Below are 26,442 nucleotides of genomic sequence, written 5' to 3'. Positions count from 1 at the left end.
TAACGGCGCTCACAATAGCTGCGCTGCACAGCCTAGACTGGGCAGAAGCGCAACCAGAAAAGGAGCATGCCATGACCGAGATCATTCCGGATGACAAGAATTGGACCTTCGTCCTAGAATCCGTCTGCACCGAATGCCATCACGACGTGAGGAACGTGTCTCCAGCCGATGTTATCGAACAGCTCCCCCAGCTCGTCGACCGCTACCTGCTCGCATTGCGCCGCCCGCAGGCGCAAGAGCGCACCAGCCCGACGCGTTGGAGCGATCAAGAATATGTGCTTCATGTAGCCGAGATGCTGGTGACGATGACTCGCCGTTTGGAGCTTATGACCACTCAGGATGATCCGACCTTCCCCAGCTGGGACCAGGACCAGGCCGCCGAAAAGGGCAACTACAACCAGCTCGAAGTCGACGAGGCAGCAGCACGGTTGCGAGCCGCAGCCTCGCTCTATAGCAACAAGCTGGCCCGCATCGACAGCTCCGACTATGGCCGCAAGGGGCTGCGCTCCAATGGCGCAGCCTTCACCGTAGCTACTTTGAACCAGTACGCTTGGCACGATGTACTGCACCACATTTGGGATTTGAAAGCCTAGCGGACTACTAGGAGTTATTTATTTCAACCGTTTTTTGCCCCGCGGATCTCCTTGATTAGACTGCTTGATAAGCACGCCAAATCCTCACAGTTCAAGGACCGCAAGAGTATGAAGAATCATCACGCCGGCAAGGTATTGGTCTTGGCTCTCCTCGGGCTGTTCATGCTTTCGGCCTGCAGTGCCGATACCGCGTCCGAAGAAACTACCGCCCCGGTTCCGGACGCAACCGAACTAATGCCGGTGTTGAGCGAAGAAGCTGGAGACGCAGACCGGCTACCGGAGGGTTTCGAGACTTCCGAGGCCTACACCGCCGAAGCGCTGAGGATGTTGGCGCAGTCGAGTTATGGCGACCATTTTGTGGCCGAAGGCGTCAACGGCGAGCTCTGCTTGATCACCGTGGCCGCACCAAAAGAGCAAGGCATGGAACCCGAAGTCGCCGCCTCAACCTGTCCACCGGTCGAGCATGTGGCCGAGAACGGTATCCTGCTAGCGGTAACCGGCGGCGAGTCGAGTTTCGACGTGGTGACATTCCTGTTGCCACCGGATATTTCAGAGCAAACCGCCACCGAGACGATCAACAAGCTAGTACCCAATAATCACACCGACCTTCGTCCTGCGGTGGAAATCCTCAGCAATGATTCGGCCGTCTTGCTTGTCATGACTTCAGAGACTTCTCAGGAACTGGGCGATTTCCAGCTTCCCCGCCCGAATGGTGATTCGCTGACGATACGGCCATTGGATTAAAGCAAAAACGAACACCTTGGAATCTCAGATGCAATGATCTACGCTGAAACGCCAAAGTGCTCGACAGTTGATTCGGTCCATACGCGGGTGCGCCACCACCGCAGCGCTGTGCAAAAAGATCGCATGCTTTTCTGCGCCTCTCGCCCCGCTGGCTACAAGGCCCAACCAACTCGGAGGCCGGTTGCCCTTCGCTGAATTGAATGCGAACCTGAGGTTGCCGGGGTTTTCTATCCTTCTAGTACGGGATCAGTTTCGAACAAGGGAGCAACCAGATAGCCGATCGCGGTACCCAAACCAATTTGCAGCGCCAACGCGCCGGCGGTGATCCACATATGCGGGCCCAACTCGGTCAGCCGGCCAACGGCCAAGGAACCCGAAGATAACCATGAACCGCTCAAGCTCACGAGACCGGCGACTATTCCGGTGAAGATTGAAAGGCACATGGTGGACAGGCCAAGGGAGAGAATTGTAAAAGGGATGCGGCGGGCAAACCAATCTTCCAGATGGTTTTCTCCCACACGAAGGAAGTACCAGCCAGCAACGATTCCGGCAACTACCGGGAGCAAGAGAAATAGCCATTGATTTCCCGCTTCGCCCGAGGGCAATGCCGCGAAGAGCGGCATGGACGGCAGCGGACCCACGGTGGTTTCCAACGTTGAAAGCGTGCTTCCGGCGCCGATGCTAAAACCGCCACCGCTAATCCAAGACAGCACCCAAAATACCGCATTCGGGATCAGCCCCAGCTGCAGCAGGGTCAGCGCAAAGGAACCGATGGGGCCCGGACGCAGCTCCTGGTAAATATTTGCTACATCGGCCCAGTGCAATCCCACGGTCACACTCATCAAGATGCCGGAAATAGCTACGGCGGCCATATATCCGATGAAACCGGCCACGATGACGTGCCATACATAGGATCCGGCCCAACGCCGATGTGGCGAGACACGCGATATATGTGCCGCAACGTCGACGCCGATGAGCCTGCCCCAGGTACCGGCTTCCCGGCGTGCGCCAAAGATCAGTCCGATGAAGGCGATGATCAGCGGGATAAAGGTCGCCGGCACGACGTCTGCCCTCGCGTATGCGTTACTCGCCAGGAAGGCCATGCCGGTGCCGATGGCACCATAGGTAATGAATGCCCCTGCAAGGCCTTGCCACAACTGGTCGGTGTATGAGGCCCTCGCGATTCGCCGCCCTGCGCGCCAGCAGAAAATGAATGGCAGCAAGCTCAAGCCCAAGGGCAAAAGTGTCAACCACCCGGAGGCCGAGCTGGGATCTGCCTCCGGTCCGAGGTTCATGACTTCTAGCGGAACCCCGTGAATCAATAGCCACAGCAGGCCGCCAAATTGCAGGATCGTTTCAAAGGATTCTTCGAGGAACCCACCGCTGAAATACACCGCAACCAGGGGCACGATCAGCAGCGCCATGCAGAACACGACAGATTGCACAATCTCGAACACACCCTGCAGGGCAAGGGGCATTGGCCATCCGTTGCGCAAGCGCAGCATCACGGCTTTCATGGGTTTCTTTTCGCGGCTCATCATCTTCAATGGTGCCACCATTGCCGCCGCCCACCGAGAAGCGACGCGCAACGGCAACCCATCAGGTCATCGGACCGGAAGCTAGTAACTTGCCGGAGCAGCTGCCTGTCCATCGTCCTTAAAGCTCGCGGCCAATGCCTCCGTGGCCCGGGCAAGCAAGGCAACGTCGGCACCGACACCCACATAATCGGCGCCGGCTTCGATGTACTTTCGCGCAGTTGCCTGATCGAAGGCATTCACTCCGGCATATTTGCCGGCGGCTTTTGCCGCCTCGATGGACTGCAGCACGCCGGAGACCACATCCGGGTGGCCTTGCTGACCGATCACGCCCATTGATGCTGCCAGATCCGAGGGGCCGATAAAGATCCCATCGACACCTTCGGTGCCAACGATCTGGGCGACGTTTGACACCGCCTCAGCCGACTCGATCTGCACCATCACGGTGATCGTATCGCCTGCACGATTAAGGTAGTCGGGAATTCGGTTCCAGCGCGCCGATCGCGCCAGCGCCGAGCCGACACCGCGCACGCCAAGCGGCGGATAGTTGCATGCGGCGACCGCGCTAGCCGCTTGCTGGGCATCGTTGACCATCGGAATGATCAGCGACTGCACGCCCAGATCCAAGAACTGCTTGATAACGACCGGGTCGTTGACCGGCGGGCGCACTACCGGGATGGTGGAATAGCCGCGCACCGCTTGGAGCTGCGCCAAGATGTTCTGCAGGTCATTGGGTGAATGCTCGGCATCGATGAATAGCCAGTCAAAGCCTGCGCCCGCGCAGATCTCTGCGTTGAGCGCCGAGGCGGAGCAGACCCAGATGCCGGTGAGCGCATGGTCTGCCTCGCGCAGCGCGTCCTTGAGCGACGGGTCGGGTTCTACTCGAAATGACATGTCACGGTTCCCATCGGTCCGTAGTCCGCAAAGACCGTGTCGCCCTTGTCCACCGGCATGGGACGGGTGAATGAGCCGGCCAGGATGATCTCCCCGGCGTTGAGCTTGTCCCCGTGCGGAGCGATTTTATTCGCCAACCAGTACACTCCAGCGGCCGGGTGGTTTAGCACGCCCGCTGCGACCCCGGTCTCTTCGATGGTCTGGTTCTTGAACAGGATGCCCGAGACCCAACGCAGGTCGATGGCATCCGGCTTCATCGGTGTGCCACCGATGACCATGGCACCCATCGCGGCGTTGTCGCTAATGGTGTCGACGATGCTGCGGCCCTTCATCTCAATGCGGGAGTCTAGGATCTCCAGGGCCGGAATCACATATTCGGTGGCCTCCAGCACGTCAAAAATATTCGCGTTTGGGCCTTCGATATCTTTCTTCAGTTTAAAAGCGAGTTCCATCTCCACTCGTGGGAACGTGTATTGATCCCAGTTGAAGGTGCACCCGGTGTCCAGCACCATATCTTCGAAAATGATGCCGTAGTCAGGTTCGGTGATTCCGGTCGCCATCTGCATGGCGCGCGAGGTCAAGCCGATCTTCCTGCCTGCCAAGACACGGCCGTTGGCTTCGCTGCGCTGGCGCCACAGGTTTTGCACCCGGTAGGAGTCCTCGACGGTCATTTCCGGGTAGCGTGCGGTCAGGAGCGGCACGGGCGTACGGGTAGCGCCTGCCTCGACAAGTTCATCGGCAATCGCCGTGATAATTTCCTCGGATAGCATCGACGGCTACACCTTTCGCATTCGAATTAAATCTACATGGGCTTTGTGGATGACATAGCTCACAAGTAAATATGCTATCGAGCTTCAAGGCTTCTGGCACATCGTACTAACATCCGCCGCCCGCAACGTCCGGAGGCAACGGCTAGATCGTGGATCAGCTTTTGCTCCCCTGGATGTTCGCCAGTAGGGCTTCGAACGGAAGTGTGGTTAGCGGGTCGTTGGGGTTTGCCGTGTCGCTGACCGATGGAGCAATCGAGCGCGTATCCGCCAGATCGGTATCGGCTTGGAGGTTTCCTCCATCCGCGGCAAGGGCCACAATGACCTCGCGAGCCACCCGCCGGGTGCGTTCGGCCAGGGTCCCGGCAAGGCCCTCGCCGCCAAAATCTTCCGAAGCGGCAAAAACGGTAGTAGGCATGATCTGCGTACGCAGGTAGGAGAAGATCGGTCGCATGGCGTAGTCCACGGCAAGTTGATGGCGCTGCGAGCCGGCAGTTGCAGCCAAAACTACCGGCTTTCCGTCCAGCGACCTCGGATCCAGGATGTCGATAAAGGATTTGAACAGTCCCGAAATCGAGGCCGAAAAGACCGGAGTGACAGCCACCAGTACGTCGGAATTCACAACCGCATCCACGACTTCCTGCAGCGCAGGTGGAGCGAACCCGGTAAGCATGTTATTCACGATGTCCTGCGCAAATTCACGCAATTCTACGTTGAGTACGTCGGCTTGGACTCCTGCACCGGCCAGTTCCGCTGCGACGCTTTCACCGATCTGGCGCCCGAGCAGCGAGGTGCTCGAAGGGTTGCCCAGTCCGCCGGAGATGACCACGATTGATTTGCTCATTATTCCCATCCTGAATCCAAATTTTATATGCGTATGCATGTAATAACGGGCGGGCGGTTGATTCTATTCCCGCCCCGGCGCGAATGCCCCTGCAGCTCATCTTGGGAACTTGTTTTCATTATTGTGACGGTCGCAAAGATATTGATACGATGATCTTTATGAGCAATGACCATGCAGAGTCCAAGAATCAGCGCGACATCGAGTCCGGCGTTCGCACCGATTTCCGAAATGCCATGTCGTACGGAAGCTACCTGGATTTGGAACGCGTCCTTTCGGCCCAGCACCCGGTCAGCGTCCCAGAGCATCACGACGAAATGCTGTTCATTATTCAGCACCAGACCAGCGAACTCTGGCTGAAGCTGATGCTGCATGAACTGCTCGAAGCTCGCCGGCTGATCGACTCGGACGACCTCGGCAAGGCCCTGAAATGCCTCGCTCGTGTGAAACATATCCAGAAAACCCTCACCGAGCAGTGGTCTGTTCTCGCAACGCTCACACCACGCGAATACGCGCAGTTCCGTGGTTTCCTCGGCTCATCCTCGGGTTTTCAGTCATTCCAATACCGTGCGGTGGAGTTTATCCTCGGCAACAAGCACGAAGGCATGCTCAAGGTGCACGAATCAGACCCGAAGGCACACGAAACGCTCACCGAGCTACTGCACGAACCAACACTTTACGACGCCTTCCTCGCTGCGCTTTCGCGCAAGGGCTACCAGATCTCCTCAGAAATCCTCGAACGCGATGTCACCAAGCCCTGGGAATTCCAAGCGTCGCTAGTGCCAATCTTCAAGGAAATCTACGAGTCCGAAGATACCGTGTGGAATCTCTACCAGGCCTGTGAAGACCTAGTGGATCTGGAAGACAATTTCCAAGCTTGGCGCTTCCGCCACTTGCGCGTGGTGCAACGAACCATCGGCTTCAAATCCGGGACCGGCGGCTCATCAGGCGTCAGCTTCCTGAAACGCGCACTGGACCTGACCTTCTTCCCCGAGCTCTTTGCGGTGCGTACAGAAATTGGCTCCGACTAGCCCCCTTGCCGCATTCGCCCTTGATGATTTCGAGTCTAGGACCGGTAGCGCGGCGTCGGTGGTACGCACCATTGCCGGCCTCTACCTGCGCCATGAGACAACGCCGGTTCCACGTCCCCGAATCATTGAGATGGCTCGAGCGGCAGGGGTGTCGACTCCCGCAGCACAGACCGCTGTTTCGCGGCTCATCGACCGCGGTGTATTGGAAACCGCGGGGCCTGCGGCACTTTCGGTGACCACGCCCGCTATGGCGATGTTTGCCCGCGGCAATAGGCGTATTTTCACTCCGCGTTGCATGGAACATTCCGATCGTTGGGTCCTTGTCGCTTTTTCCTTGCCGGAAGCCCTGCGCGCCACCCGGCATCAGCTGCGCAAACATTTCGTCCAGTTAGGTGGAGGCCTCGTCTCGGCTGGCCTGTGGATCTTCCCCGAATATTTGCAATCCGAGGTCTTGGAAGTCCTGGGAGCCTTGGACGCGAGGAACTACGCCACGCTTTTCATTTCGGAGACATTCGACCACCCGGGATCGGCCCGTGAAGCCTCCGCACAGTGGTGGGACTTGGACAAATTGGCCAAACTCCACCGCTCTTTTCTTGCTGCCACGGCGGGACTCGACGCGACGTCGATAGACGCTGAAGATGCCTATCTCGGCTATGTCGTGCTCATTGATGCGTGGCGAGCCATCCCGTACCTTGATCCGGGTCTCCCCGAACAGATGCTCCCCGATAACTGGCCTGGCCAAGCAAGCCGGGAGCGGTTCGTGGAAATTTCGGCCGCCTTCAAAGACCGGGCTGCGGCACATGCCGAGCACCTGCTGCGCTTGGCGGGCTGAAATCCTTCGATTAGCGCCAGACGGGCTCATCTGTGCCGTAGGGAGCCGGCGGCCCTGCATAATCAAGTGCCAGGCCTCCACACGATAGAGCTGGCGGGGCATAGGTCAGTTCTCCGAACGTACTGTTGATCTTGCGCACTGCGGGTTGACCCAGCGGTTCAATGTCCGCAGTTGGCAAGGGCTGCTCCAGCAGTGCCGTAGCCGTGCGAACCAGCGAGAATCTCGCGTGGCCGGTCATTCCCTGGGTTCTTCGCGCAGCCGCCAAGGACACCACGGCCGCAGCCATCCCGTATCCGGTTGCATGATCCAGCGCCTGCACCGGCAATGCGCCCGGTCTGCCCTCGGCGTCCCGGTAGATATCCGCGATACCGCATGCGGCTTGTACGATGCTGTCGAAGCCACGACGCTTTGCGTAGGGGCCGGTGTCACCCCATGCGCACAACTCGACGATGATTAGATTCGGATAGCGTTCGCGTAGCTGCTGAGTCCGCAATTCGTGCGCCGCTAAAGCACCGGGACGGTACCCGAGTAAAACCACGTCTGCTTCGCTCAACAGCTCATGCACGGTGTTTGCCTGCCGCAGATCGCGCAGGTCAATTTCCGTGCTTCGCTTTCCGAATCCGGTTTCTATGTACTGGCCCTGCAGTTCGGGCATTTGCGGAGGATCGACACGTAGGACGTCGGCACCCAACATCGCTAGGGTACGCGAGGAAGTGGGTCCCGCTATGACCCGGGTGAAGTCCAGGACGCGTAGCCCTCGAAGCGGCTTGATTAAGTCTTGAGAATATTTCCACAATCGGCCCTGCGACACCTCGCTCATCGCGAACTCGACCCAAGGTCCGGCGGCAGCCGCTTGCCCCATTGCCGTAGCTTGCCATTGCGCGCGCGTTCGAACCTCTGCCGCGATCCCTCCGCAGGCGGTGATCAGTTCGACGACGTCGCCGGCTTCAACCATCAGAAGAGACTCAGCGAGCCGTTCGGGGCGGTCAATCCTCAAGGCTTGGAGCAGGGCGCGACGGTGATGCGGATAATTCGCGTGCGTGCGTATCCAGCCGTCGCTCGTTTGATAGAACCCAGAACAGGCATCGAACGCATCTCTTCGTTGCCCAGCGATGCGCAAGTGTTTCGTGGAAGCAAAGGCGGCGGCAGCCCTGCGAGCATCGATGGTGAACAAATCTTGGCTGCCGGTCAGCTGATTAACCGCCGCGGCACATAATTCGGTGGAGGCAATCGTTAGCCCCTCAACGTCCAAAGGCCCACCCCACCACCGCCGGGGCCCACTCCAGTTCTTTGCACGCAGAGCTGGAAGCAGCCCACACTGGGCAAATTCGGCATCGAGTGAAGGCACATCTCGGAGCTGGGAGGTACTCATCCCCGCGTGAACTGACTTTTAGGCATGTGGCTAGCGTGCCATTGCGCTCAATCACAGGCAAATGCTGCGGATACCGCGGTGCCTGCCCTGCAGACGCAGGGTTAAACACCTTGAGCTCGTGCCATTACCCAGCTGGGTAATGGCACGAGCTCAAGACCAAAAGCGAAATTAGTTCGCTGGTACGTTCAGGGTCTGACCAACCATGATCAGATCTGGGTCATTCAACTGATCGTCGTTCAGCACGAACAATCCACGCCAGTCCTTGACGCCCAAGCTGTCAGCAATCTTCGCAAGAGTATCGCCGGACTTTACGGTGTAGTCCTTGCCCGAGTCGGTAACCTTGATGTTGAAAACTGGTGCCTGAGGTGCCGCTTCAACGTGCTTGCCAGCGCTTGGCTGCGTGACCTTCTTGGAGCTACCGGTGCGCTCCAACGACTGCGAAGGCGCAGCCTTCTTGGTGGTCTGCTGCTTAGGCGCTGCCTGCTGCTTTGGCGCTGCCTGCTGCTTTGGAGCCTGCTTCTTTGGAGCTTCCGGAGCCGAGTTGCCCGATGGCGTGCCGCTCAGCCCAAGCTTCGCCGAGCAAGCTGGCCACGCACCCCAACCCTGTCCGGCCTGGACCTTGGTGGCGATACGAATCTGCTCGGCCTTCGAAGCCTGGTTAGGCATGCCACTGCCGCCGAATGCCTTCCAAGTCTGAAGCGAGAACTGCAAGCCACCGTAGTAACCGTTGCCGGTGTTGATGGACCAGTTGCCACCGGATTCACACTGTGCAAGCTTGTCCCAGCTGCTAGCCGCGGAAGCCGGCACGGTCGAGGCGACGACTGCGGTGCTTGCTACTGCTACGGCGGCCAAGGTGGCTCCACCGCGACGAATGATGTTTTTGGTCTTCTGCTGGATCATGACTCTCCAGTGCCCTTCCACGCTCAGGCCTTCCTAGGCCATCCCTGTGCACCGCTCTGCGTCGCATTTCGACTTTTTTTGAAGTACTGCCCTGGTGAGCGGTTTGGAAGTCCCGGCAGTAGGTGTTTCCCCATAACACTGCGAGTGTTATCGAAACGTTATAAATGACCATAGCGCACGACCCCGCACCCTACGCAACTCAGGATTCTTTCAGAAACCCTGTAAATACAGGTCAAAACGGCCAAAGAAATTTTTTCGACGATCCCTTTTTTGGGCGATTTCTTCGAATCCACCGCCGAAGTTGTTATCTTTTCTAAGTGGATCTTGCTTGTGCTTTTGTGATACAGCTTCCACCGTTTTCTCGCTGTGTCCTCCACCTAGGTTCACTGCCCGATGGTGCACTAACGAGAAAGTTTGTTTCCTCACCGTTCGCCACCTCCTTGCCTCCCGAGCCGCTGATTGGGAAACTTCGATCCACTTCTAACTGCCGCCTCACCGCACGGTATTTAGGTAGTGTGGGACTCGGAATAACAAGTAGTGTTTCTGCAAAACGGCAGATAAGGGAACCCGATGGCATTTAGCGACCGACTGACCAAGGAACGAGTCAGGGAGGCCTTGAGCTGCTATCCCCGGGCGATGCGAGAATTCTTCCGAATCGACGGGCTAGACGGAGCCGCTTCCCTTTCCTACTATATGGTTCTAGCGATGTTCCCCGGACTGCTGGCACTGATCTCTTTGCTTTCGCTGGTTGGAGCAAGCGAAAGTAGCACTCAATGGATTATGGATCTGATTCGCCAAAGCCTCGCTGCTAGCGGACAGCAAACCGGCGACGCCCAGCAACTAGTCGAAACCGCTGAGCAGCTACTCACCGGCCTCGCGAGCTCAGCCAAGGGCACATTTTGGGCCATTTTGATTGGTTCCCTCGGTGCCCTGTGGAGCACCTCCGGATACGTGACCGCATTCAGCCGGCAAATGAACCGGCTTTTCGGTGTACGCGAAGGTCGTCCACAATGGAAGAGACGCCCGCAAATGTTTGCCATCACCGTGCTGATCATGGTCGTGGCCGTGATTTCTTTGGCACTGCTGGTAACGTCCGGTTCGATCGCACGGGCCATGGGAAATCTTTTCGGACTCGGCGACAGCTTCGTGCTGCTGCTGAACATCGCCAAACCGCCAGCCCTATTTGTGATGATCCTGCTGGTTCTTGCCTTGTTGTACCACTTCACCCCGAACGTTAGACGCGTAAAGTTCCATTGGTTTTCCCCAGGAACATTTACGGCTCTGATAGTTCTTGGCCTTTCCGCAGTGGGATTCACCGTCTACCTCGCAAAATTTGCAAGCTACTCGGCCACATACGGAGCGATTGGCGGCGTCATTGTTCTCGTTCTGGCCTGCTGGATCAGCAATATCGCACTCATTATCGGGGCATTGGTAGACATTGAATTTACCCGTCTGCGCCAACTACGAACCGGCCTTGCCTCAGCAGCTGAGGTGCATCTTCCCTTGCGCGACAACACCATGGTGGCTCGCGAACAACTTGCGGTTTACAAGGACTTAGTCCGAGCCCAGGAGATTCGCATCAATCATGGCGGAGATCCATTACAAGATATGGAAATTGACCCGGCCGGACGGACCAAGCGCAAAACAAAGTGGCTGCCGGTTGGCATTGCGGCTGCCACGGCTTGGCTGGTGTCGCGTAGCCGTGCGACTAAAAAGCTAAAACAGCCGAAGAAGACTCTGAACTCCTAAGAATATGCCGGCTCCGCCCAACGCCATGATGACCAACAGCCAAAGCGTGGCAAAGGTCCCGGTGGCGCGGGCAATCAGGTAAGCATCGGATTGCTCAATGTCACGGCGCCGCCAAGTATGAACTGCCAAGACCTTGAGGTAATCACGGATTCCCGAGCAAAGCAGGAATCCGCCAAGGAGCAAGGCCAAATATATGTAAGCACTGGACGGTGCAAAGAAAACGACTCCGAGAGCGACCAAAGCGCTCGCGCTGCACACGACAAATGCTGGCCAGTTACGCACGAAAACTAAGGCAAGCACAAAGAACAACGCGTATATGCCCAAGGCTCTGCCGGCATAGCCGGCGGCAGTGGCCCACAATAATGCAGCCGAGACTAGAAGTGGCGCGGGATAGCCAAAGATCCCAGAAATAATGATCGAGACCTTTCCCCGACCACGGCTGACAACTTCGCCGGAGTGGTCCCAGCCGAGGCGGAGCCCAGTGACGAAGCGCCCGGTGAACAGCGCACTGATTACATGTCCTAGCTCATGGACCAGAGTGGAATACATTCCGGTAATTCGCCATACCGGGCGTGGAAGTACCAGCCCAAGGACAAGGACTAATAGGATTGTCCATTGCCCGGAGACGAGATCAACAGGTTGCGATTCCCATAGCCGAGCCCAAGCTCCATTGAGATCTACAATCATGTTCGCTCCAGATGCATTTCGATCGTCGATTTCTCTCATTCTTTCAATCCCTAGCGCATTCCCCGAATTGCCACTTCGACCATGCACCAACTTCTGGGGATGGTCACAGGTGAGAGCAATACGATTAACGGCAGCATACTGTTGTCGTTTTCTGGAGGTTTCCTTGTCTCGCTTAGCTTCTACCGCCATTGCCGTCACCGGATTGACTGGCGGATACGCCACGGGTCGCATCACCAAGAAGCGCCCACTTGCCGCGGTGGTGTTGGCAGCAGCCGGTACCGGGGCATTCTTCATCTGGAAAAAGGATGCCGGAACAGCCAAGGCAATTGCCTTGGTCGGCGCATACCTCACTGCTTTCGGTGCATCGCACCCATTGTCAAAGAAAATCGGAGCTTGGCCAGCGGTCAACACGGTCACCGCCGCGGTGGGTGTTCTTTCGCTAGTTGTCGGCGGCGCGACGAAGCCTTCGCAAGACTAGGCAACGGACATCAATTGGTCGGGGCAGAGTGCTACGTTGACTAGGTAACCACCCAGTCTGCGAAAGGCACCGCCCCCGTGTTCTTCTTTGGTGATCAGTTCGTCTTTTCGGCTAGTGACCTTGCGGTCGCAGTCGACTGTCATTTTCAATCGTTGTGCCTGCTGGATGTAAAACTCGGGCGCCGGGGAAAGACCGAGTCGGCTACCGACGAAATGCTTGTAAGAACCGCGGAGCTCGGAGACGTCCACGAACGAAACGTGCTTGCGGAACTAATTGAGCAATACGGTGACTACGACCCGCAGTCCGGCACCGGCGTCAAACAGCTCCTCACAAGACCCGAACACAATGCTGCGTCCTTGCAGGCAGCGCACCGCGAAACCATCCAAACGCTTCGCAGCGGTGCGGACGTCATCTTCCAAGCTACGTTCTTTGACGGCTCTTTTATCGGATTCGCCGATTTCTTGGTTCGCCAGCCCGACGGCAGCTGGGCTGTTTGGGACACCAAACTCGCAAGGCATGCCAGGGTATCCGCATTGCTTCAAGTTGCCGCCTACGCAGACCAACTGCAAGCCGAAAACATAGCCGTACACCCACAAACAACATTGGTTCTTGGCGACGGTACTCACTCGGTGCACCGAATCGACGAGATCCTCCCGGTGTTCCGCGCTCAGCGCGAACGATTTATCAAGATGGTCGGTGAGCACTCCGCAGCCAATGGCCCGGTGCTCTGGGATTCGGACACGATACGCATTTGTGGCCGTTGTGATTTCTGCGCGGAGCAGGTGAGCACCACACGCGATGTGCTGCTGGTAGCCAATATGTCGATGGTGCAACGTGAGAAGCTTCGCCGACAAGGAATCTTCACTATCGACCAGCTTGCCGCAACGAACGCCAAGGAAGGCACCTCGCTGGCCCGCACGGTCGATCAGGCAAGAATGCAATTGGGTTTGGGACAGGTGGACGGTACCGAGCAGGGGGTGTCCTACCGGGTGAAGTCGTCGCAAACGATATCGACGCTGCCCAACCCCGACCAAGGTGACATATTCTTCGACTTCGAAGGCGACCCGCTATATCAGGAACCCGTCGATAACTCGTGGGGATTGGAATACCTATTCGGGGTCATTGAAAATGATACTGGAGCACCGGTATTCCGCCCCTTTTGGGCACACAGCCGCGCCGAAGAACGACAAGCCTTCTTGGACTTTATTGAGTACGTGCAAGCGCGCCGTCAGCGCTTCCCGAACATGAAGATCTACCACTACGCGGCCTATGAAAAAAGTGCACTACGTAAACTCTCACAGGTTCATATTGCAGGAGAAGACGAAGTCGACCAGTGGCTCCGCGACAATCTACTCATTGATCTCTATGAAACGGTACGAAACTCGTTGGTGGTGTCCACCCGTTCGTATTCAATCAAGAAGCTTGAACCGCTTTATATGAAAGAGCATCTGCGCTCCGGTGATGTCACCGATGCGGGTGCTTCCGTGGTCGCCTATGCCCACTATGTATCTGCGCTGGCCTCCGGTGCTGATGCGCAGGCAGCGCAGATTCTCGAATCAATCGCTGACTACAATGAATACGATTGCCTGTCGACGCTTCGCTTGCGCGATTGGCTCTTGTCGCTCGTAGACTTCCAGCCACAAAGGCATCCTGATGTAGAGCTTTTGGACGAAGTCCCCGACGAATATGAGCCCACCGAAGAAGAGCTACGGCTCCAAGAATATTTGGCCGGGCTCCCGCACAACCAAGCACTGAGTGACGATGACCGGGCAATCGCCATGGTCGCGGCGGCCACTGGCTACAATCGCCGCGAGAGAAAGCAGTTCTGGTGGGAGCATTTCGACCGGCTCTCCGCACCTATGGACGATTGGTCCGAGGTACGCGGCATCTTCACGGTGGACTCCGCAGAGCTACTTGAAGATTGGCATAAAGCAACCGAACGCGCCCGGACGTTGACCAGAGTCACCAAGCTTTACGGAACTCTGGCCGAAGGATCACTGCTCAGCCCGGGCACCGGGGTCTTTGCCATGTTTGCCGCACCCCTGCCCGAAGGCATGGAAGCAGGCGACGACGCGCTTCGCGGCGGAGCTTTCAACGCCACGGTGGTCGAGGTTGGCGAAGGATGGATTGCCATCGCAGAAAAGACCAGTGGGAAAGTCTCCGAATACGGGTCTTTCCCCGTCGCGCTCACCCCAGGCCAGCCAATAGCCACCAAAAGCATTGACGAAGCATTGGCACAGATCGCCCAAGAGGTAGGTGCCATTGTCCCGGAGCTACCGCAACAGCCTGGCATAGATATTCTGCGTCGAATTCCACCGCGGTTGAAAACTCTAGCTACCCCGACCGCCCCAGCAATAGTGGACGGTAACGCCCAAGTTTATCCTGCCTTGGTGGAAGCTCTGAAGGACTTGGATCATTCTTATCTTGCTGTTCAGGGCCCTCCGGGCACCGGCAAGACCTTTGTCGCTTCGCATGTGATTCACGAATTGGTTAAGGACGGCTGGAAGATTGGAGTCGTCGCCCAATCTCACGCGGTAGTTGAAAACGTTTTGCGCAAGGCCATCGAAGCAGGCGTGCACCCCGATCAGGTTGCGAAGGAAGTCAAGCACAAGGACCCGGTGCCGTGGACTGGTATCAGCGCCGCGGCGATTGACGATGCGATCCGCTCTGCAGACGGTGCGCTAGTTGGCGGCACCGCGTGGACGATGACCGGCAAACGGATCCCGGCCGCGAGTTTGGATTTATTGGTCATCGACGAAGCCGGACAGTTTTCGCTGGCTAACACCTTGGCCGTTTCACGGGCAGCACGTAACCTTCTGCTGCTCGGAGATCCGCAACAGTTACCGCAGGTAACCCAGGGTTCTCATCCCCAGCCTGTGGATGAATCAGCATTGGGCTGGCTATCCGAAGGTCGCCCGGTACTACCGGAGGAATTGGGCTACTTCCTTGCAACATCATGGCGCATGCACCCGCAGCTTTGCGAAAAAGTCTCGGCGTTGAGCTACGACCACAAGTTGTTCTCCGCGAAGGCCGCGGGGCTCCGCGAACTGAGAGGAACAGCCCCTGGCGTTGAGACCCGCATCGTGCAGCACCGTGGGAACACGACCAGCAGTGCCGAAGAAGCCTCAACCATTGCGGGGCTAGTCCGCGAGCATCTGGGAATGCTGTGGAATCCGGGTGGCGGGAAGGAACCGCGGGTACTGGCCGAAGCAGACATTCTTGTCGTGGCCGCCTACAACGCCCAGGTGAATCTGGTGCGCGAGATCCTTGACGGGGAACAGCTTTCCGGGGTGAAGGTCGGCACGGTGGACAAATTCCAGGGTCAAGAAGCACCAGTGGTACTGGTGACAATGGCCTGTTCAAGCGCCGACGATGCTTCACGAGGTATCGATTTCCTGTTGAACCGAAATCGCATCAACGTGGCCATCTCCCGAGGCCAGTGGAAAGCGGTGATCGTGCGTAGCGAGCGACTCACCGACTTCCTGCCATCGAATCCCGCCGCATTGTCGCAACTCGGTGCTTTCATGGCGCTTTAACCATTGGCCGTCCATCGATTCGGCGCGTCTTTCACCGCGCCGAATCGATAACTTCTGCTACGTCAAAGAAGGACTTCAGCACGGGCCGATCCCCGCGTTGCTCTTTGTCGAATTGCAGGCCATCGACGTTTATTCGCATCTGCCGCTGGTAATCATCGCGTTGCTGCATCCATGCGGTGATGGTGCCGTCTACACCGTAGAAGTACATAAACCCTTCCTTCTTCAACAGCTCAAATCGTGCACCCGAGTATGACCCGGTGCGAGCGATATCTGAGCCAAAAGGGTAAATGAACTGATCGGTTTCGCCCAGAATTGGTTCGACTTCGTCCTTCCACAGCTTCATGTCACGTTTGAAACGGCCCAGGCTCACGGTTCCGGTTGCGATATGACCCCATGAATGAGAGGCGAAGACCCACCCTTCCTTTTTCATCGCCTCGGCGATTTTGGTTGCTTCTTCCCGGTCCTTTTTAAGATTCTTACTATCCGGATATTGGCTTTGCGAAGTCCGGTAGCCGAATACACCGTTATAGCCGGTCATGGCGATGATCCCGCGAGCATCCCGGTAGGAAAAATCCGGATGCTCGGCTACAAAGTCATCGAGCACTGTGGTCACGTCGTACGCGCCCACATGCTTCTTACCGTCACCGTCTACATATTCGTTTCGGACGTTGCCCTTCTTATCGAGCACCAGCCGGTCGGCGAAACCATCGCCTTCCATATATTCGTAGTAGCTCAGGTCATCAAGGGATAAGACGATGGGTTTTTTCCCGGCCGGAAGCATAATTTCCCGGTAGCTCATATTTTTCTTCTTATCGAGACCGGCGAAGTCAGCAGGGTTGACCAGCACGAAATCACGGCTGTGCAGCTCTTGGAGGATCGCTTCAAATTCCTTTTGCGTCACCATATAGTCCCGGTAGCCCTGTGCCCTATTGTCTTTATCGAAGGCGCGCTTCGGATCAACAACGAGCGAGTGGAAGAATAAGTGCGGAATCTGGTCGGGGTGTTCCCACGCAGAGGTGCCCTTCTTTTCAGATTCGAGACCCCGAACCAAGTCGTTGAGTTTGGCGCTAGGGTCTTCCTCCGCCAGTTTGATGGCGGCGTTGTAGTCGTACCCGTCGGCAAGTCGATTGATCTGGGCAAGGACGCCTTCTTCGCGTGCAGCTTCATCTGCAGCCTTTTGAGCCTCTACGGCTGCTTGAGACGCGCTACTAGCAGCTATTTCAGGGTCGACTTGGTCACTACAACCGGCCAATGCCAAGACGACTGTGGCCACTACCGCGATCTTGATGTGCTTCACTTCGCATCTCTCTCCTCGTAGCGGCTATCCCCATGGACGCTACGATTTCTCCTTGCCATCACCTTGTTTCCGACCTTACACATACTTATCTGGGGTTTGTACCCTTGGACGCAGTCGGCCGGGCAACAACTTGGCAACACTCTTCACTTCACAATTTCTCACATGAACCTTCAGGCTCGATGGCTTAGAATTGATAGGTTAGGCGTCGAAAGATCAAGGATGTACATGCAGCCCTCGCATCGCGCGAACAGCTTGTGGCTTCAGTCCCAGCAGTTCAGGAGTTCGGCAGCATATCGGCTTCTTACCGCGCAGCCTTGGGCTGTTGCCTTTATCCGATCAGAATTTACTGCGGACAAGCCACGTGTAGCCCTAGAACTTTTCCATGCTTCATTGGATTCGTTCTTGAAGCTCGCTCGCACCAGCGACGAACAGATTCCCCAAACGTATTCCGCCCAAGACTTCGCCGAGGTCTGGGTCAAGCAGGGAATCTTGGCCCGTCCCCTGATCGACGGGCGTTTCGTCTACGAACCGAGCGCACAGACCTTGCGTACCCTGCGTTTCCTCGCAGATTTTTCGGCTGACGACTCGCACCTGAACTCTTCTCGCTTGAATACCTTGCTGTCCTCGCTGGAGTCCTTAGCCCACGAGACAGATCCAGACCCTGAAGCGCGTATTCGTGCCTTGGAGTCACAGATTGCCATGCGGCAAGCGCAGATCAATGAACTGCGCACCGGTGATGCTCCTGCGGTGCTTTCGCGTGCCACCGCGCTGTCCGCGACTCGCTCGGTGCTTGACTTGGCTTCGAGCCTTCCTGCCGACTTCCGCCTAATGCGCGACGGGGTTCAGGAGATGTTGCATTCCCTACGGGAAGGCATCTTGGACGCGTCTACGGCAAAAGGCGTTGCGGTAGGCCAAGTCTTAGAAGCCGACCGCCAGCTCCGTTCAACCGCCGAGGGCGAGACCTTCCGGGGCTTCACCGAGTTCCTCAACTCTCCAGACGCGCAACAGCGTTTCCGCGCCGCACTTTCTGAAGTCCTAGAACGCAACTTCGTGGACGACCTCGATACTCCGGAACGCCAGATTCTGACCAATTTGCTTCGTGAGCTCCGACGTCAGGCAGCAGAAGTCCATACTTCGTACGGAAAGCTCTCCGAATCGCTGCATGCCTTTGTTCAGTCTGAGGACTACCAACAAGCACAGCTTCTGCGCCAGGCGGTACGTAGTGCTGAAGCGGCGATCGTGAAGTCTGTGACGCTCAGGCCACGCAGTGCTTTGGCTCCGCTTGAACTTTTCGCCCCACAGTTCATGACGCTTGCTGGCCTAGGCATCTTTGACCCGTCCGAGCATGTGGCCCCGCCGCCGTTGGCGGCAGCACCGGACTACAGCGCCTCCGATATCGTGCGCACCCCATCCACTCCGCAAGCGAATATGGCTTTCCTCCGTGAGTCGGTAACAAGCAAGCTTGGCCACCGCTCAGAGGATCGGCTCCCGCTCGATGAAATTTTCAATGATCTGCCCGAAGAACACCGCCATCTGAATACCGTGCGTGCCTTGATCGAAATAGGCCGGACCAACGGCGAATCACTGAGTGAAACGGATTTGATGACCATCACCTTCCGGCAGATTGATGGTTCTGAACGTACAGCAATTCTTCCCGCCCTAACTTTCACGAAGGAGCCGCTATGACCAGCACAAATTCATATGCTGCACCCATCACCGAATCGCTCTTTGAGGGAGACCGCGGCAACTTCTCATTGGAGCTGCGGCAATTACTAGTACGTTTGCTACGCGGCCCCTACCTCGATGGGTCAACCGACCCGGCGGCATGGCAGCTATTGCTAGACCAGCAGGAAGTAGTAGGAGCCTATGTTTCGGAAATTTTTCTGACCATCTCCATGGACACGGATCGAAAAATTGCGATGCTCACTCCAGCGCAAATCGATCAGGTGCACACCTCTCCGATTGCCCCGCGCCGCGCCTTGAAGCGCGACGAAACCTTGCTCGCGCTACGCCTGCGCCTACTGCTGGAACAGCATTCCGGCACCGGAACCGACGCAGTCCTTTCACGAAGCGCCATGCATGAGATCTTGGCCGAACATCGTAGTCCCTCCGATCGCGATGACAAACGCTTTGCCGAATCCTGTGACGCGGCAATTGCCCGGCTGAATTCCCTGCGCTTGCTCACCGGCACGGAATTAGCCGACGAATTCAGGATTTCTCCGGCCCTGGCGATGGCCCTGCCCATTTCACGAATCGAAGATATTCCCCAATATATCGCTGCGATCGATGCAAACGAATCGACGCTGAATCTGTCCGCCGACACTTCCGAAGAATTGTCCCTGGATTCAACCGACCTGGTGCAGGAGTAGCCGATGAGTATAGAAATGACCCTCCCGCTCGGTGGCGCCCTCAACCCGGGACAGCATCGGCTCTGCCGGATCCAGATCGTTAACTGGGGCACTTTCCACGGCCTGCACAACCTTGAAATTGATCGCGCTGGAACGCTGGTCACCGGACACCCCGGCGTGGGTAAGTCGACCTTGTTTGATGCCATGGGGCACATCTTCTTTGCGACCCCCAAGCTCAACGAGTCTGCAAACGATGCCGCAACTCGCGCCGATCGCCGCACCACCTTCTCCTACCTGCGTGGCCGCAAGTTCAAGACCAGTTCGGGCACCGTCTATCAGCGCCCCGGCGCTACATGGAGCGCCATCTTGCTGGGCTACGAGGATGGCCTGGGCAACACCGTCAGCATTGGCGCGGTTTTCGACCTGCCAGACGCAGGGTTAGAGAATCAGGTGTCCAAGCATTATCTGCTCAGTGAAGGCGCGCTGGATATTGCGGAGCTTGAACATCATGGGCCACGACGTTTTACCGTGTCTTCGCTGTCCAAGTCTTTGGAACCAACCGAGGCATTTGATACGCACAAGGCCTTCATCGAACGTGTCCGCCGCCGCCTTGGGGTGGAAAGCGACAAGGCTTTTGCCTTGCTTCGCACCTTGCAAAACGGCAAAGGGTTGGCGAAGGGTGTCAACCAGTTTTTCCGTCACGAGGTGTTGGAAGAACCCACCACGCTGAAAGCGGCAGCGGCGGCGGTGGAGGACTTCGCCCATCTGCGCGGCATCTACCGCCAATTGGATACGGCGCGCGCACAGCGCGATGTGCTGGCCCAGGTTCCAGAGCAGGACCAGGTTTATCGAACGCTCGCCCAACGCATCGGCGAGACCGAACAGCTGCTCAATAGCGATCTGCAGCAACTCGATGCCAAGGTCCGCCAGCATATTCTGCGCAACGACTTGCACCGTCATCAACGCGAACTAGCCGAGCTCAAGGAACAAGAAGCTGACATTCTGGCGCGCAAGAGCCGGACCGAGGGCCAGCTTCAGTCGCTCGCGGCGGCCCACGATTCCGCTGGTTCAGCCTCGCTGATGCTACTAGAGCGTGAGGCGGATGCGGCACGCAAGGCACTTTCGGAAAAGGAATCCGCGTTACGCGCGTTGCAGGAACAGGCGACCGCTGCCGGCTTGAACTTCGAGTTCAGCGCCACCGGGCTCGATGAGCTGCGCGGGAATGCCGCCCGGACCATGCAACAGCTGGCTTCCATCACCAAGGATGCGCAGACGGTTGAGTACGAGGCCATGTCCTCGCTGATGGCGCTGCGCAAGCGTGCAGAAGCATTGGACGAGCAGATTCGTTCCTACCAGCGCCGTGGCACGAATATCGATGACCGTTCAGTGGCAGCACGCAGAGCCATCGCATCGGCTTGTTCCTTGAGCGAAGAGCAGTTGCCCTTCGCTGGCGAACTGATGGATGTGGCCGCTGACTCGGCCATCTGGCGGCTGGCTGCCGAAAAGGCATTGCGCTCGCTGGCTCGCACCATTTTGGTGCCGGGCGAATTCCTCACCCAGGTAACGCACGCAATTGACGAACTCGACGGATTGGGTCGAGTACGTTGGGTCGATACGTCGGTCAAACCACGCGAAGCAGAAGCCGGACCGGCCGATTTGGTCAGCAAACTCGACTTTGCTTCAGGTGAAGCGGGAACCTGGCTGCGCACCAAGATCACCGCCGATTATCCGCTGGCCTGTGTGGAGAATGACGCGGCGATGCATGTGCATCCCAAGGCCATCACTCCCGCAGGAACCATCAAATCCGGTGCGGGTAGCTTTGAACGCGATACCCGCAGCGTCCCGGCCTCTGATTATCTGCTTGGTTTCACCAACGAATCCAAAATTTCGGAATTGCAGAACAAAGCCGAACGCCTCAAGGAACAGATCCTGAAGGCCCAGGATGCCGTCGATGAACGGACGGCAGCAAAAAACCAAGTCGTTGCGAAGTCTCAGCTGCTTGCGGCCATCGTTGCCGACGAACGCAATTTTGCCCAGCTAGATGCTTCAGCTGCGCTAGATTCCCTGCGTCGCAGCGAGCAGAAGCTCGGCGACGCACTGGTGCTTTCGGGCGATTCTTCGAAAATTCGCCAGCAGATCGAAAACGCAAAGGCAGATTCTGAGCAGTTGGTTGGCGACCTCGCGTTGGTGCGCTCGCGTATTGATGATCTAGAGCTACAGAACGAACGTGCGCAGAAAGTGCTCGCAACCACCGAAGATGAGGATGCAAACGGCAACTGGGTCTCCGCTGTCCCTACTCATCTGCGTCACCATGCGATCCTTGGCCCGATTTTGGAACAGGTGGCTGCGGGCGATTGCCCGCCAGTAGATTCCATTGGCGAAGCCTTCGCCGAGGTCAAGGTGCAGCTAGGCGGCCAGCTCAACGATTTCTCCTCGCAACGCCATGAAGTAGGTGGGGCGCTAAGCGACACCTTCAAACGCTTTGCCCGAGAATTCGGTACCTCGCACGCGCAGACGCACGGAACAACTCCGGAAGCCGCCGAGCACTATGCCAAACTGCATGGTCAGATCGTTGCAGACGGATTGCCCCACCACGAAGCACAGTTCCGCGAGTACTTTGCCAACCGTTCCTACGAACGCTTCAGCGACCTGTTGCAGCTGCTTGACGAGGAACGCCGGATGATTTCCGAGCGAATCAAACCGCTAAACCAGATCCTTGCCGATGTCACCTTCGAACATGGCTCGATGCTGCGGTTGGAAGTTGAAAACTCGATTCCCGTTGAGGCTGGAACCTTCCGCAAGGAACTGAAGGCGGCATTAAATGACGCCTACACCACCAAGGAAGAAAGTACTCTGGCGAAGTCCTACCAGGCACTTGAAGCCCTAGTTTCCGCACTGAGCGATCCAGGCTTGAACGCCTGGCGGTCTACCGTGCTGGATGTTCGGCAACACGTGGTGATTAGCTGCAATGAGCACAAGCCGAACGGAGAGGTGGAGACCGGCCTGGAACCTGGCACGCTATCCGGTGGTGAGGGCCAGCGCTTCACGTCCTTCATCATGGGCGCAGCCCTGGCCTATCAGTTGGGCTTTGCCTCGGCGGGTTTCACTTCCTACGGCACCGTGATGATTGACGAAGCGTTCATCCAAGCGAACTCCGAATATGCGGCAGCTGGCATCCGTGCGCTGCAGGAGTTCGGTTTCCATCTGGTTCTGGCGGCGCCGGAAGACAAGATCGATTTGAGCCACCACCTGGGTTCCATTATCGATATCATCAAGCATCCGGGATCTAATATCTCCGGCTTCGTCACTACTGGTCGCTCCCCGGCGCTGGCCACCACCATTACGCTGCGTGGTTAGCGCGGCAAGACAACAGGCAGCACCCAGCCCTGCTCCCAGGAACATTTCGGCAAATTAAACACGACGGGGTCGGAATAGTTGCTCATCAACTATTCCGACCCTTGCCGCATCATCAATTACTCGGTAGCGAGCCCCTCCACCGGAGATAGCTTCGCCGCACGACGTCCTGGTGTAATCGAAGCAAGCAACGCTGCCAGGAGGCTCACCAGCAGAACCGCCGCCAGCTGCAGCCATGGGATCTCGTAGCTCATACTTCCCACGCTGGACAAGGCGCTGTGCGCACCGAGCAATCCGTAGACCGCGCCGAGAATGAGTCCCAGCAAGGCTGCCACGCCACCGATCAGCACCGCCTCCGTGGCAAGCATGGAACGCAACTGCTTCTTCTTCAGCCCCAATGCGCGCAGCAGGGCGTTTTCCCGGGTGCGTTCGAGCACCGACAGGCTCAACGTGTTGGCCACGCCGATCAATGCGATCAGCACGGCTACGGCAAGCAGACCCGAAACGATCATCAGCAACACGTCGATAATCTGGGAGAACATTGCCTTCTCCGTCACGCCGCCGGAAATCATCGAATTTTCAACACCCGCGACATCCGCAATGGATTCCACCAGCTCAGTGACCGCCCCATTGGAGAGCGACGGATCAACCTTGATCGCTACCCCTGACATCCCCTCCTTGTCGGAGATGCCTAGTTTGGCTGCGGTGTTTTCGGTCAATGTGTTCGAAACGAAGCTTGCCGAAGTAGTTCTGAGCTTCACCGGCTGACCATTGACCGTCGCGTGGTCCGCCTCGATCTGCCACCAGGTCGAAAGCAATTCGCCATCTCGTGGAACGATCTGCTCGTCATGGACTACCGATGCGTACGACTCCGGGTCGACAACCATCGCGTACTCTTCGCTCGAGGAACCGTCGGGGAATTCGGTGGCAACGGTGCGCATGGTGTACGCCGACACGCTTTCAACGCCCTCCAGCTCGGCGAGCTTAGGCGCCACGGAGTCACTAGTCAAAGTGTCTTGAGCCACCGTCAAGTCGATCGGGTATTCGCCGCTGATGCTCCCATTCAAGGTGGCCTTGGCACTCTGCCCGCCGACCATGATCATCGAGACTAGCGTGACGCCGATCAGCAGCGCGGTGGCAGTAGCGGTGGTGCGTCCGGGGTTTCGAACGGCGTTGAGCGAAGCCAGCCTGCCAGCCACCGAGCGACCGGTCATCAGCTTGCCGATACCGAACACCGTGGCCGGAACAAACAACGAGGCCAGCATCAAAATGCCGGGGAAGGACAACAGCCCACCGGCGAAGGCAATCAGCAGCTCGGAATTGAGTGCTCCATAGGCTAGCAAGGCTGCGCCTGCGAGCGTCAGTAACGAGCCGAAGATGATGCGTACGAGGCCTGCACGGTTCTTGACGCTGGCCGCATCAAATGGGCGCAAGGCGGCAAGCGGGGCCAGGCTCATGGCTCGACGCGCCGGCAGCCAGGCAGCCAGAACAGTCATCACGATACCGACGGCCAAAGGAATAATGATGCCGCGAGCATCCACGGCCAAAGTTGCGTAGGACATTTCAGGTACTAGATTTCGCAGCAGCTGAATCAGGCCTGCCATCAGTGCCACGGCCAGAGCTACACCCACCACCGAAGCGATAACGCCGATCAGCAGCGCTTCGATCAGCACCGAGCTGCGGATCTGTGCGCGTTTGGCACCCAGGGTGCGCAAGAGCGCCAGCTCGCGGGTGCGTTGCGCGATGACTACCGAGAAGGTATTCATCACCACCAGACCGGTGACTATCAGCGCGACCAAGGCAAAGACCAGCAAGATGATGGTCAGCTGATCGGTTCCTCCGGTCATGCTTGCCACGTCGTCGAGCACCTGTTCGTCGGCGGTGTTGACCACCACATCGACCAAGTCCTTGCCATGGAAATACTCGGCCACTGCGGCTTGGGTTTGAGCGACGTCCTTCTCTGCATCGATCACCAGCCTGTTCAGCTGGGCATTCTCGCCTGCAAAGCGTTCCCAAGCGTCTTCTTGCATGGCGAGCTGGGCGAAGGAGGAAGACATCGGATCGGTGGTAGTCTCCACGATTCCGACGACTTTCAATTCACGCATCTTCGCGTTATCCTCCATGCTCGACAACGCGACGGTGTCGGCAACTGAGAGGCCCATCTGCTCGGCATGCTCCTGGTCGATCACGACCTCATCGGCGCCCAGCGGGGCACGTCCCTCGAGCATCGACATACCCGAGAGCTTATTTTCTGCGGAGATGGGTTGCAGCATTACGGTGTAGCCGTTGTCGCCGGTACGCAATGCTGCGCCCATGACTCCGTCGCCATAAACGCCTGAGACTTCGGGAAGATCACGGATTTCACGGACCGTATCCATGCTCAGCATGCTCGTGTCGCGATCGTTGGGTGTTAGCTCCCAATCGACCGAGGCCACCAGGTCGGCGTTCTTATATGAGTCGCCCAAGCTATTCTTTAGCGTTGCACGCGTAGAGGAATCCACCGCGAGGGTGGCGCCAAGGAAGGCCGTGCCAATGGCCACGGCCAGGAGCACGGCGATATACCGTCGCGCATAAGTTTTAATGTTCGCTATTGCTACCTGAAGCATGATCCTACTCCGCTAGGGAGGCGAGAGCCTCGGTGACGCTGGCTACGGTGGGGTCTTCGAGCGAACCGACGAGGTTTCCATCCTTCATCAGCAATACGGTGTCCGCGTAGGATGCTGCAGCCGGATCGTGGGTGACCATGATGATGGTCTGTCCCATTTCGCGGGTGGAGGTGCGCATCAAGGAGAGCACTTCAGCACCGGTTCGAGAGTCCAAGTTGCCGGTCGGCTCATCGCCGAAGACGACTTCAGGGCGGGTGAGCAATGCACGAGCTACGGCTACGCGCTGCTGCTGTCCACCGGAAAGCTCGTGTGGTTTGTGCGTCAGCCGGTCACGCAGACCCAACGAATCGATGACGACGTTGAACCATTCACGGTCGTGCTTCTTGCCGGCTAAGGACAGCGGCAGCAAGATGTTGTCCCTGGCATTTAATGTTGGAACGAGGTTGAAGGATTGGAACACGAAGCCGATCTGCTCGCGGCGCATAGTGGTCAGCTGGTCATCGTTGAGTTCGGTAAGGTTCTTGCCACCGATGATGATTTCGCCAGAATCGGCGTTGTCCAAGCCCGCCAAGCAGTGCATCAGGGTCGACTTGCCAGAACCTGAGGGTCCCATGATTGCGGTGAAACGGGAACGGGCAAAGGCCACATCCACTCCGCGCAAAGCTTCGACTCGGGTGCTGTCACGACCGTAGCTCTTGCTTAGTCCTCGAGCTTGGACTGCATAGTCGGTTACCTGCTGTGTTTCAGTTGTCATGCATCAATTATATAAAGCTACTAGCCAATTGAGGATCGGTCAGAAGGTTTGCATCTACGCTGCGGGAGTCATACCACGGGATGAGAGAGCCTCCCGGTACCCTCATCCCGTGCACGGTCACGAA

At 57.5% G+C, this 26,442-nt stretch carries 23 protein-coding genes; 11 read left to right on the top strand and 12 right to left on the bottom strand.

The genetic code is table 11. From position 1 onward, the window contains the following. The first annotated feature begins 71 nt into the window (after positions 1–71). Both CQ015_RS12250 and CQ015_RS12245 read left to right on the top strand, forming a co-directional pair. A complete protein-coding gene (locus CQ015_RS12250; RefSeq protein ID WP_096289098.1) occupies positions 72–593 on the top strand; it encodes a DinB family protein in 522 nt (173 codons plus the stop codon). A 108-nt stretch (positions 594–701) separates the two neighbouring features. Further along, complete coding sequence (locus CQ015_RS12245; RefSeq protein WP_096289100.1) at positions 702–1,337, top strand: hypothetical protein; 636 nt, start codon at positions 702–704, stop codon at positions 1,335–1,337. A gap of 227 nt (positions 1,338–1,564) precedes the next feature. Here the strand turns inward: CQ015_RS12245 and CQ015_RS12240 are convergent, their stop codons facing one another. The 4 genes from CQ015_RS12240 to CQ015_RS12225 form a co-directional block, all read right to left on the bottom strand. Continuing rightward, a complete protein-coding gene (locus CQ015_RS12240) occupies positions 1,565–2,896 on the bottom strand; it encodes a DUF6350 family protein (protein ID WP_258134021.1) in 1,332 nt (443 codons plus the stop codon). A gap of 60 nt (positions 2,897–2,956) precedes the next feature. Further along, positions 2,957–3,766, bottom strand: coding sequence for an aldolase/citrate lyase family protein (locus CQ015_RS12235; protein ID WP_105554180.1), 810 nt, complete (start codon positions 3,764–3,766; stop codon positions 2,957–2,959). Then, the gene (gene hpaH, locus CQ015_RS12230; RefSeq protein WP_096289106.1) at positions 3,751–4,536 is read right to left on the bottom strand and encodes a 2-oxo-hept-4-ene-1,7-dioate hydratase; all 786 of its coding nucleotides are present in this window, start codon (positions 4,534–4,536) and stop codon (positions 3,751–3,753) included. Before hpaH ends, CQ015_RS12235 begins: the two co-directional genes overlap by 16 nt. Positions 4,537–4,690: 154 nt before the next feature. Then, positions 4,691–5,377 carry a CE1759 family FMN reductase gene (locus CQ015_RS12225; protein ID WP_096289108.1) on the bottom strand — a complete coding sequence of 229 codons (687 nt, stop codon included), beginning with the start codon at positions 5,375–5,377 and terminating at the stop codon, positions 4,691–4,693. A gap of 158 nt (positions 5,378–5,535) precedes the next feature. Here CQ015_RS12225 and kynA point away from each other — a divergent pair, with 158 nt between their 5' ends. Together kynA and CQ015_RS12215 are read left to right on the top strand one after the other, a co-directional pair. Then, positions 5,536–6,405, top strand: a complete 870-nt coding sequence (kynA, locus tag CQ015_RS12220; RefSeq protein ID WP_105650238.1) for a tryptophan 2,3-dioxygenase — start codon at positions 5,536–5,538, stop codon at positions 6,403–6,405. Between the two features lie 58 nt (positions 6,406–6,463). Beyond that, entirely contained in the window at positions 6,464–7,237 is a 774-nt protein-coding gene (locus CQ015_RS12215) for a PaaX family transcriptional regulator C-terminal domain-containing protein (protein ID WP_096289110.1), read from the top strand. A gap of 10 nt (positions 7,238–7,247) precedes the next feature. On the opposite strand, the gene CQ015_RS12210 is transcribed toward CQ015_RS12215, so the two are convergent. After that, a complete protein-coding gene (locus CQ015_RS12210) occupies positions 7,248–8,192 on the bottom strand; it encodes a CoA transferase (RefSeq protein WP_258138383.1) in 945 nt (314 codons plus the stop codon). Positions 8,193–8,237: 45 nt separating this feature from the next. Here CQ015_RS12210 and CQ015_RS19395 point away from each other — a divergent pair, with 45 nt between their 5' ends. Further along, a complete protein-coding gene (locus CQ015_RS19395; RefSeq protein WP_258134019.1) occupies positions 8,238–8,453 on the top strand; it encodes a hypothetical protein in 216 nt (71 codons plus the stop codon). 324 nt (positions 8,454–8,777) lie between these two features. Here the strand turns inward: CQ015_RS19395 and CQ015_RS12205 are convergent, their stop codons facing one another. Together CQ015_RS12205 and CQ015_RS18770 are read right to left on the bottom strand one after the other, a co-directional pair. Next, the gene (locus CQ015_RS12205; RefSeq protein WP_096289114.1) at positions 8,778–9,509 is read right to left on the bottom strand and encodes a transglycosylase family protein; all 732 of its coding nucleotides are present in this window, start codon (positions 9,507–9,509) and stop codon (positions 8,778–8,780) included. Positions 9,510–9,719: 210 nt separating this feature from the next. Beyond that, on the bottom strand, positions 9,720–9,935 hold the full coding sequence (locus tag CQ015_RS18770; RefSeq protein ID WP_146112493.1) for a hypothetical protein: 216 nt from the start codon (positions 9,933–9,935) through the stop codon (positions 9,720–9,722). A gap of 144 nt (positions 9,936–10,079) precedes the next feature. On the opposite strand from CQ015_RS18770, the gene CQ015_RS12200 reads away from it, so the two are divergent. Continuing rightward, a complete protein-coding gene (locus CQ015_RS12200; protein ID WP_105554182.1) occupies positions 10,080–11,258 on the top strand; it encodes a YihY/virulence factor BrkB family protein in 1,179 nt (392 codons plus the stop codon). On the opposite strand, the gene CQ015_RS12195 is transcribed toward CQ015_RS12200, so the two are convergent. Next, positions 11,226–11,984: a M50 family metallopeptidase gene (locus CQ015_RS12195; protein WP_176484312.1), complete on the bottom strand. Its 759-nt coding sequence runs from the start codon at positions 11,982–11,984 to the stop codon at positions 11,226–11,228. The two genes, CQ015_RS12200 and CQ015_RS12195, sit on opposite strands and share 33 nt — an antisense overlap. A gap of 124 nt (positions 11,985–12,108) precedes the next feature. On the opposite strand from CQ015_RS12195, the gene CQ015_RS12190 reads away from it, so the two are divergent. Next, positions 12,109–12,423, top strand: a complete 315-nt coding sequence (locus CQ015_RS12190) for a hypothetical protein (RefSeq protein ID WP_096289120.1) — start codon at positions 12,109–12,111, stop codon at positions 12,421–12,423. On the opposite strand, the gene CQ015_RS19390 is transcribed toward CQ015_RS12190, so the two are convergent. Further along, complete coding sequence (locus tag CQ015_RS19390; protein ID WP_258141577.1) at positions 12,420–12,671, bottom strand: hypothetical protein; 252 nt, start codon at positions 12,669–12,671, stop codon at positions 12,420–12,422. The two genes, CQ015_RS12190 and CQ015_RS19390, sit on opposite strands and share 4 nt — an antisense overlap. A gap of 9 nt (positions 12,672–12,680) precedes the next feature. Between CQ015_RS19390 and CQ015_RS12185 the strand changes: the two genes are divergently transcribed. Continuing rightward, the gene (locus tag CQ015_RS12185; RefSeq protein WP_258141576.1) at positions 12,681–15,959 is read left to right on the top strand and encodes a bifunctional RecB family nuclease/DEAD/DEAH box helicase; all 3,279 of its coding nucleotides are present in this window, start codon (positions 12,681–12,683) and stop codon (positions 15,957–15,959) included. 31 nt (positions 15,960–15,990) lie between these two features. Here the strand turns inward: CQ015_RS12185 and CQ015_RS12180 are convergent, their stop codons facing one another. Next, complete coding sequence (locus CQ015_RS12180; protein ID WP_096289124.1) at positions 15,991–17,256, bottom strand: polysaccharide deacetylase; 1,266 nt, start codon at positions 17,254–17,256, stop codon at positions 15,991–15,993. A 219-nt stretch (positions 17,257–17,475) separates the two neighbouring features. Here CQ015_RS12180 and CQ015_RS12175 point away from each other — a divergent pair, with 219 nt between their 5' ends. From CQ015_RS12175 to CQ015_RS12165, 3 genes are read left to right on the top strand one after another with little or no spacing between them, the layout of a single operon-like run. Further along, positions 17,476–18,942 (top strand): DUF3375 domain-containing protein, encoded by a 1,467-nt coding sequence (locus CQ015_RS12175; RefSeq protein WP_308727264.1) that lies wholly within the window; start codon positions 17,476–17,478, stop codon positions 18,940–18,942. Beyond that, a complete protein-coding gene (locus CQ015_RS12170; protein WP_096289126.1) occupies positions 18,939–19,625 on the top strand; it encodes a DUF4194 domain-containing protein in 687 nt (228 codons plus the stop codon). Before CQ015_RS12175 ends, CQ015_RS12170 begins: the two co-directional genes overlap by 4 nt. 3 nt (positions 19,626–19,628) lie before the next feature. Further along, positions 19,629–22,961, top strand: a complete 3,333-nt coding sequence (locus tag CQ015_RS12165; RefSeq protein ID WP_105650210.1) for an ATP-binding protein — start codon at positions 19,629–19,631, stop codon at positions 22,959–22,961. Between the two features lie 116 nt (positions 22,962–23,077). Here the strand turns inward: CQ015_RS12165 and CQ015_RS12160 are convergent, their stop codons facing one another. Both CQ015_RS12160 and CQ015_RS12155 read right to left on the bottom strand, forming a co-directional pair. Further along, entirely contained in the window at positions 23,078–25,564 is a 2,487-nt protein-coding gene (locus CQ015_RS12160; protein ID WP_096289131.1) for an ABC transporter permease, read from the bottom strand. 4 nt (positions 25,565–25,568) lie between these two features. Beyond that, positions 25,569–26,318: an ABC transporter ATP-binding protein gene (locus tag CQ015_RS12155; RefSeq protein ID WP_096289133.1), complete on the bottom strand. Its 750-nt coding sequence runs from the start codon at positions 26,316–26,318 to the stop codon at positions 25,569–25,571. Positions 26,319–26,442: the final 124 nt, after the last annotated feature.

This window comes from Arthrobacter sp. MYb221 (assembly GCF_002979835.1).
Lineage (GTDB): Bacteria > Actinomycetota > Actinomycetes > Actinomycetales > Micrococcaceae > Glutamicibacter.
The sequence above is the reverse complement of the archived record's forward strand: the minus strand, read 5'-3'. Positions and strand labels throughout refer to the sequence as shown.

What these genes read in the sequence shown, in the direction of transcription:
- CQ015_RS12225 (WP_096289108.1), bottom strand. Translation starts at nt 5,377, where the DNA reads ATGAGCAAATCAATCGTGGTCATCTCCGGCGGACTGGGCAACCCTTCG.
- CQ015_RS12170 (WP_096289126.1), top strand. Translation starts at nt 18,939, where the DNA reads ATGACCAGCACAAATTCATATGCTGCACCCATCACCGAATCGCTCTTT.
- CQ015_RS12160 (WP_096289131.1), bottom strand. Translation starts at nt 25,564, where the DNA reads ATGCTTCAGGTAGCAATAGCGAACATTAAAACTTATGCGCGACGGTAT.
- CQ015_RS12200 (WP_105554182.1), top strand. Translation starts at nt 10,080, where the DNA reads ATGGCATTTAGCGACCGACTGACCAAGGAACGAGTCAGGGAGGCCTTG.
- CQ015_RS12155 (WP_096289133.1), bottom strand. Translation starts at nt 26,318, where the DNA reads ATGACAACTGAAACACAGCAGGTAACCGACTATGCAGTCCAAGCTCGA.
- CQ015_RS12210 (WP_258138383.1), bottom strand. Translation starts at nt 8,192, where the DNA reads ATGGTTGAAGCCGGCGACGTCGTCGAACTGATCACCGCCTGCGGAGGG.
- CQ015_RS12250 (WP_096289098.1), top strand. Translation starts at nt 72, where the DNA reads ATGACCGAGATCATTCCGGATGACAAGAATTGGACCTTCGTCCTAGAA.
- hpaH (WP_096289106.1), bottom strand. Translation starts at nt 4,536, where the DNA reads ATGCTATCCGAGGAAATTATCACGGCGATTGCCGATGAACTTGTCGAG.
- CQ015_RS12165 (WP_105650210.1), top strand. Translation starts at nt 19,629, where the DNA reads ATGAGTATAGAAATGACCCTCCCGCTCGGTGGCGCCCTCAACCCGGGA.
- CQ015_RS12240 (WP_258134021.1), bottom strand. Translation starts at nt 2,896, where the DNA reads ATGGTGGCACCATTGAAGATGATGAGCCGCGAAAAGAAACCCATGAAA.
- CQ015_RS12175 (WP_308727264.1), top strand. Translation starts at nt 17,476, where the DNA reads ATGTACATGCAGCCCTCGCATCGCGCGAACAGCTTGTGGCTTCAGTCC.
- kynA (WP_105650238.1), top strand. Translation starts at nt 5,536, where the DNA reads ATGAGCAATGACCATGCAGAGTCCAAGAATCAGCGCGACATCGAGTCC.
- CQ015_RS12245 (WP_096289100.1), top strand. Translation starts at nt 702, where the DNA reads ATGAAGAATCATCACGCCGGCAAGGTATTGGTCTTGGCTCTCCTCGGG.
- CQ015_RS12235 (WP_105554180.1), bottom strand. Translation starts at nt 3,766, where the DNA reads ATGTCATTTCGAGTAGAACCCGACCCGTCGCTCAAGGACGCGCTGCGC.
- CQ015_RS12195 (WP_176484312.1), bottom strand. Translation starts at nt 11,984, where the DNA reads ATGAGAGAAATCGACGATCGAAATGCATCTGGAGCGAACATGATTGTA.
- CQ015_RS12205 (WP_096289114.1), bottom strand. Translation starts at nt 9,509, where the DNA reads ATGATCCAGCAGAAGACCAAAAACATCATTCGTCGCGGTGGAGCCACC.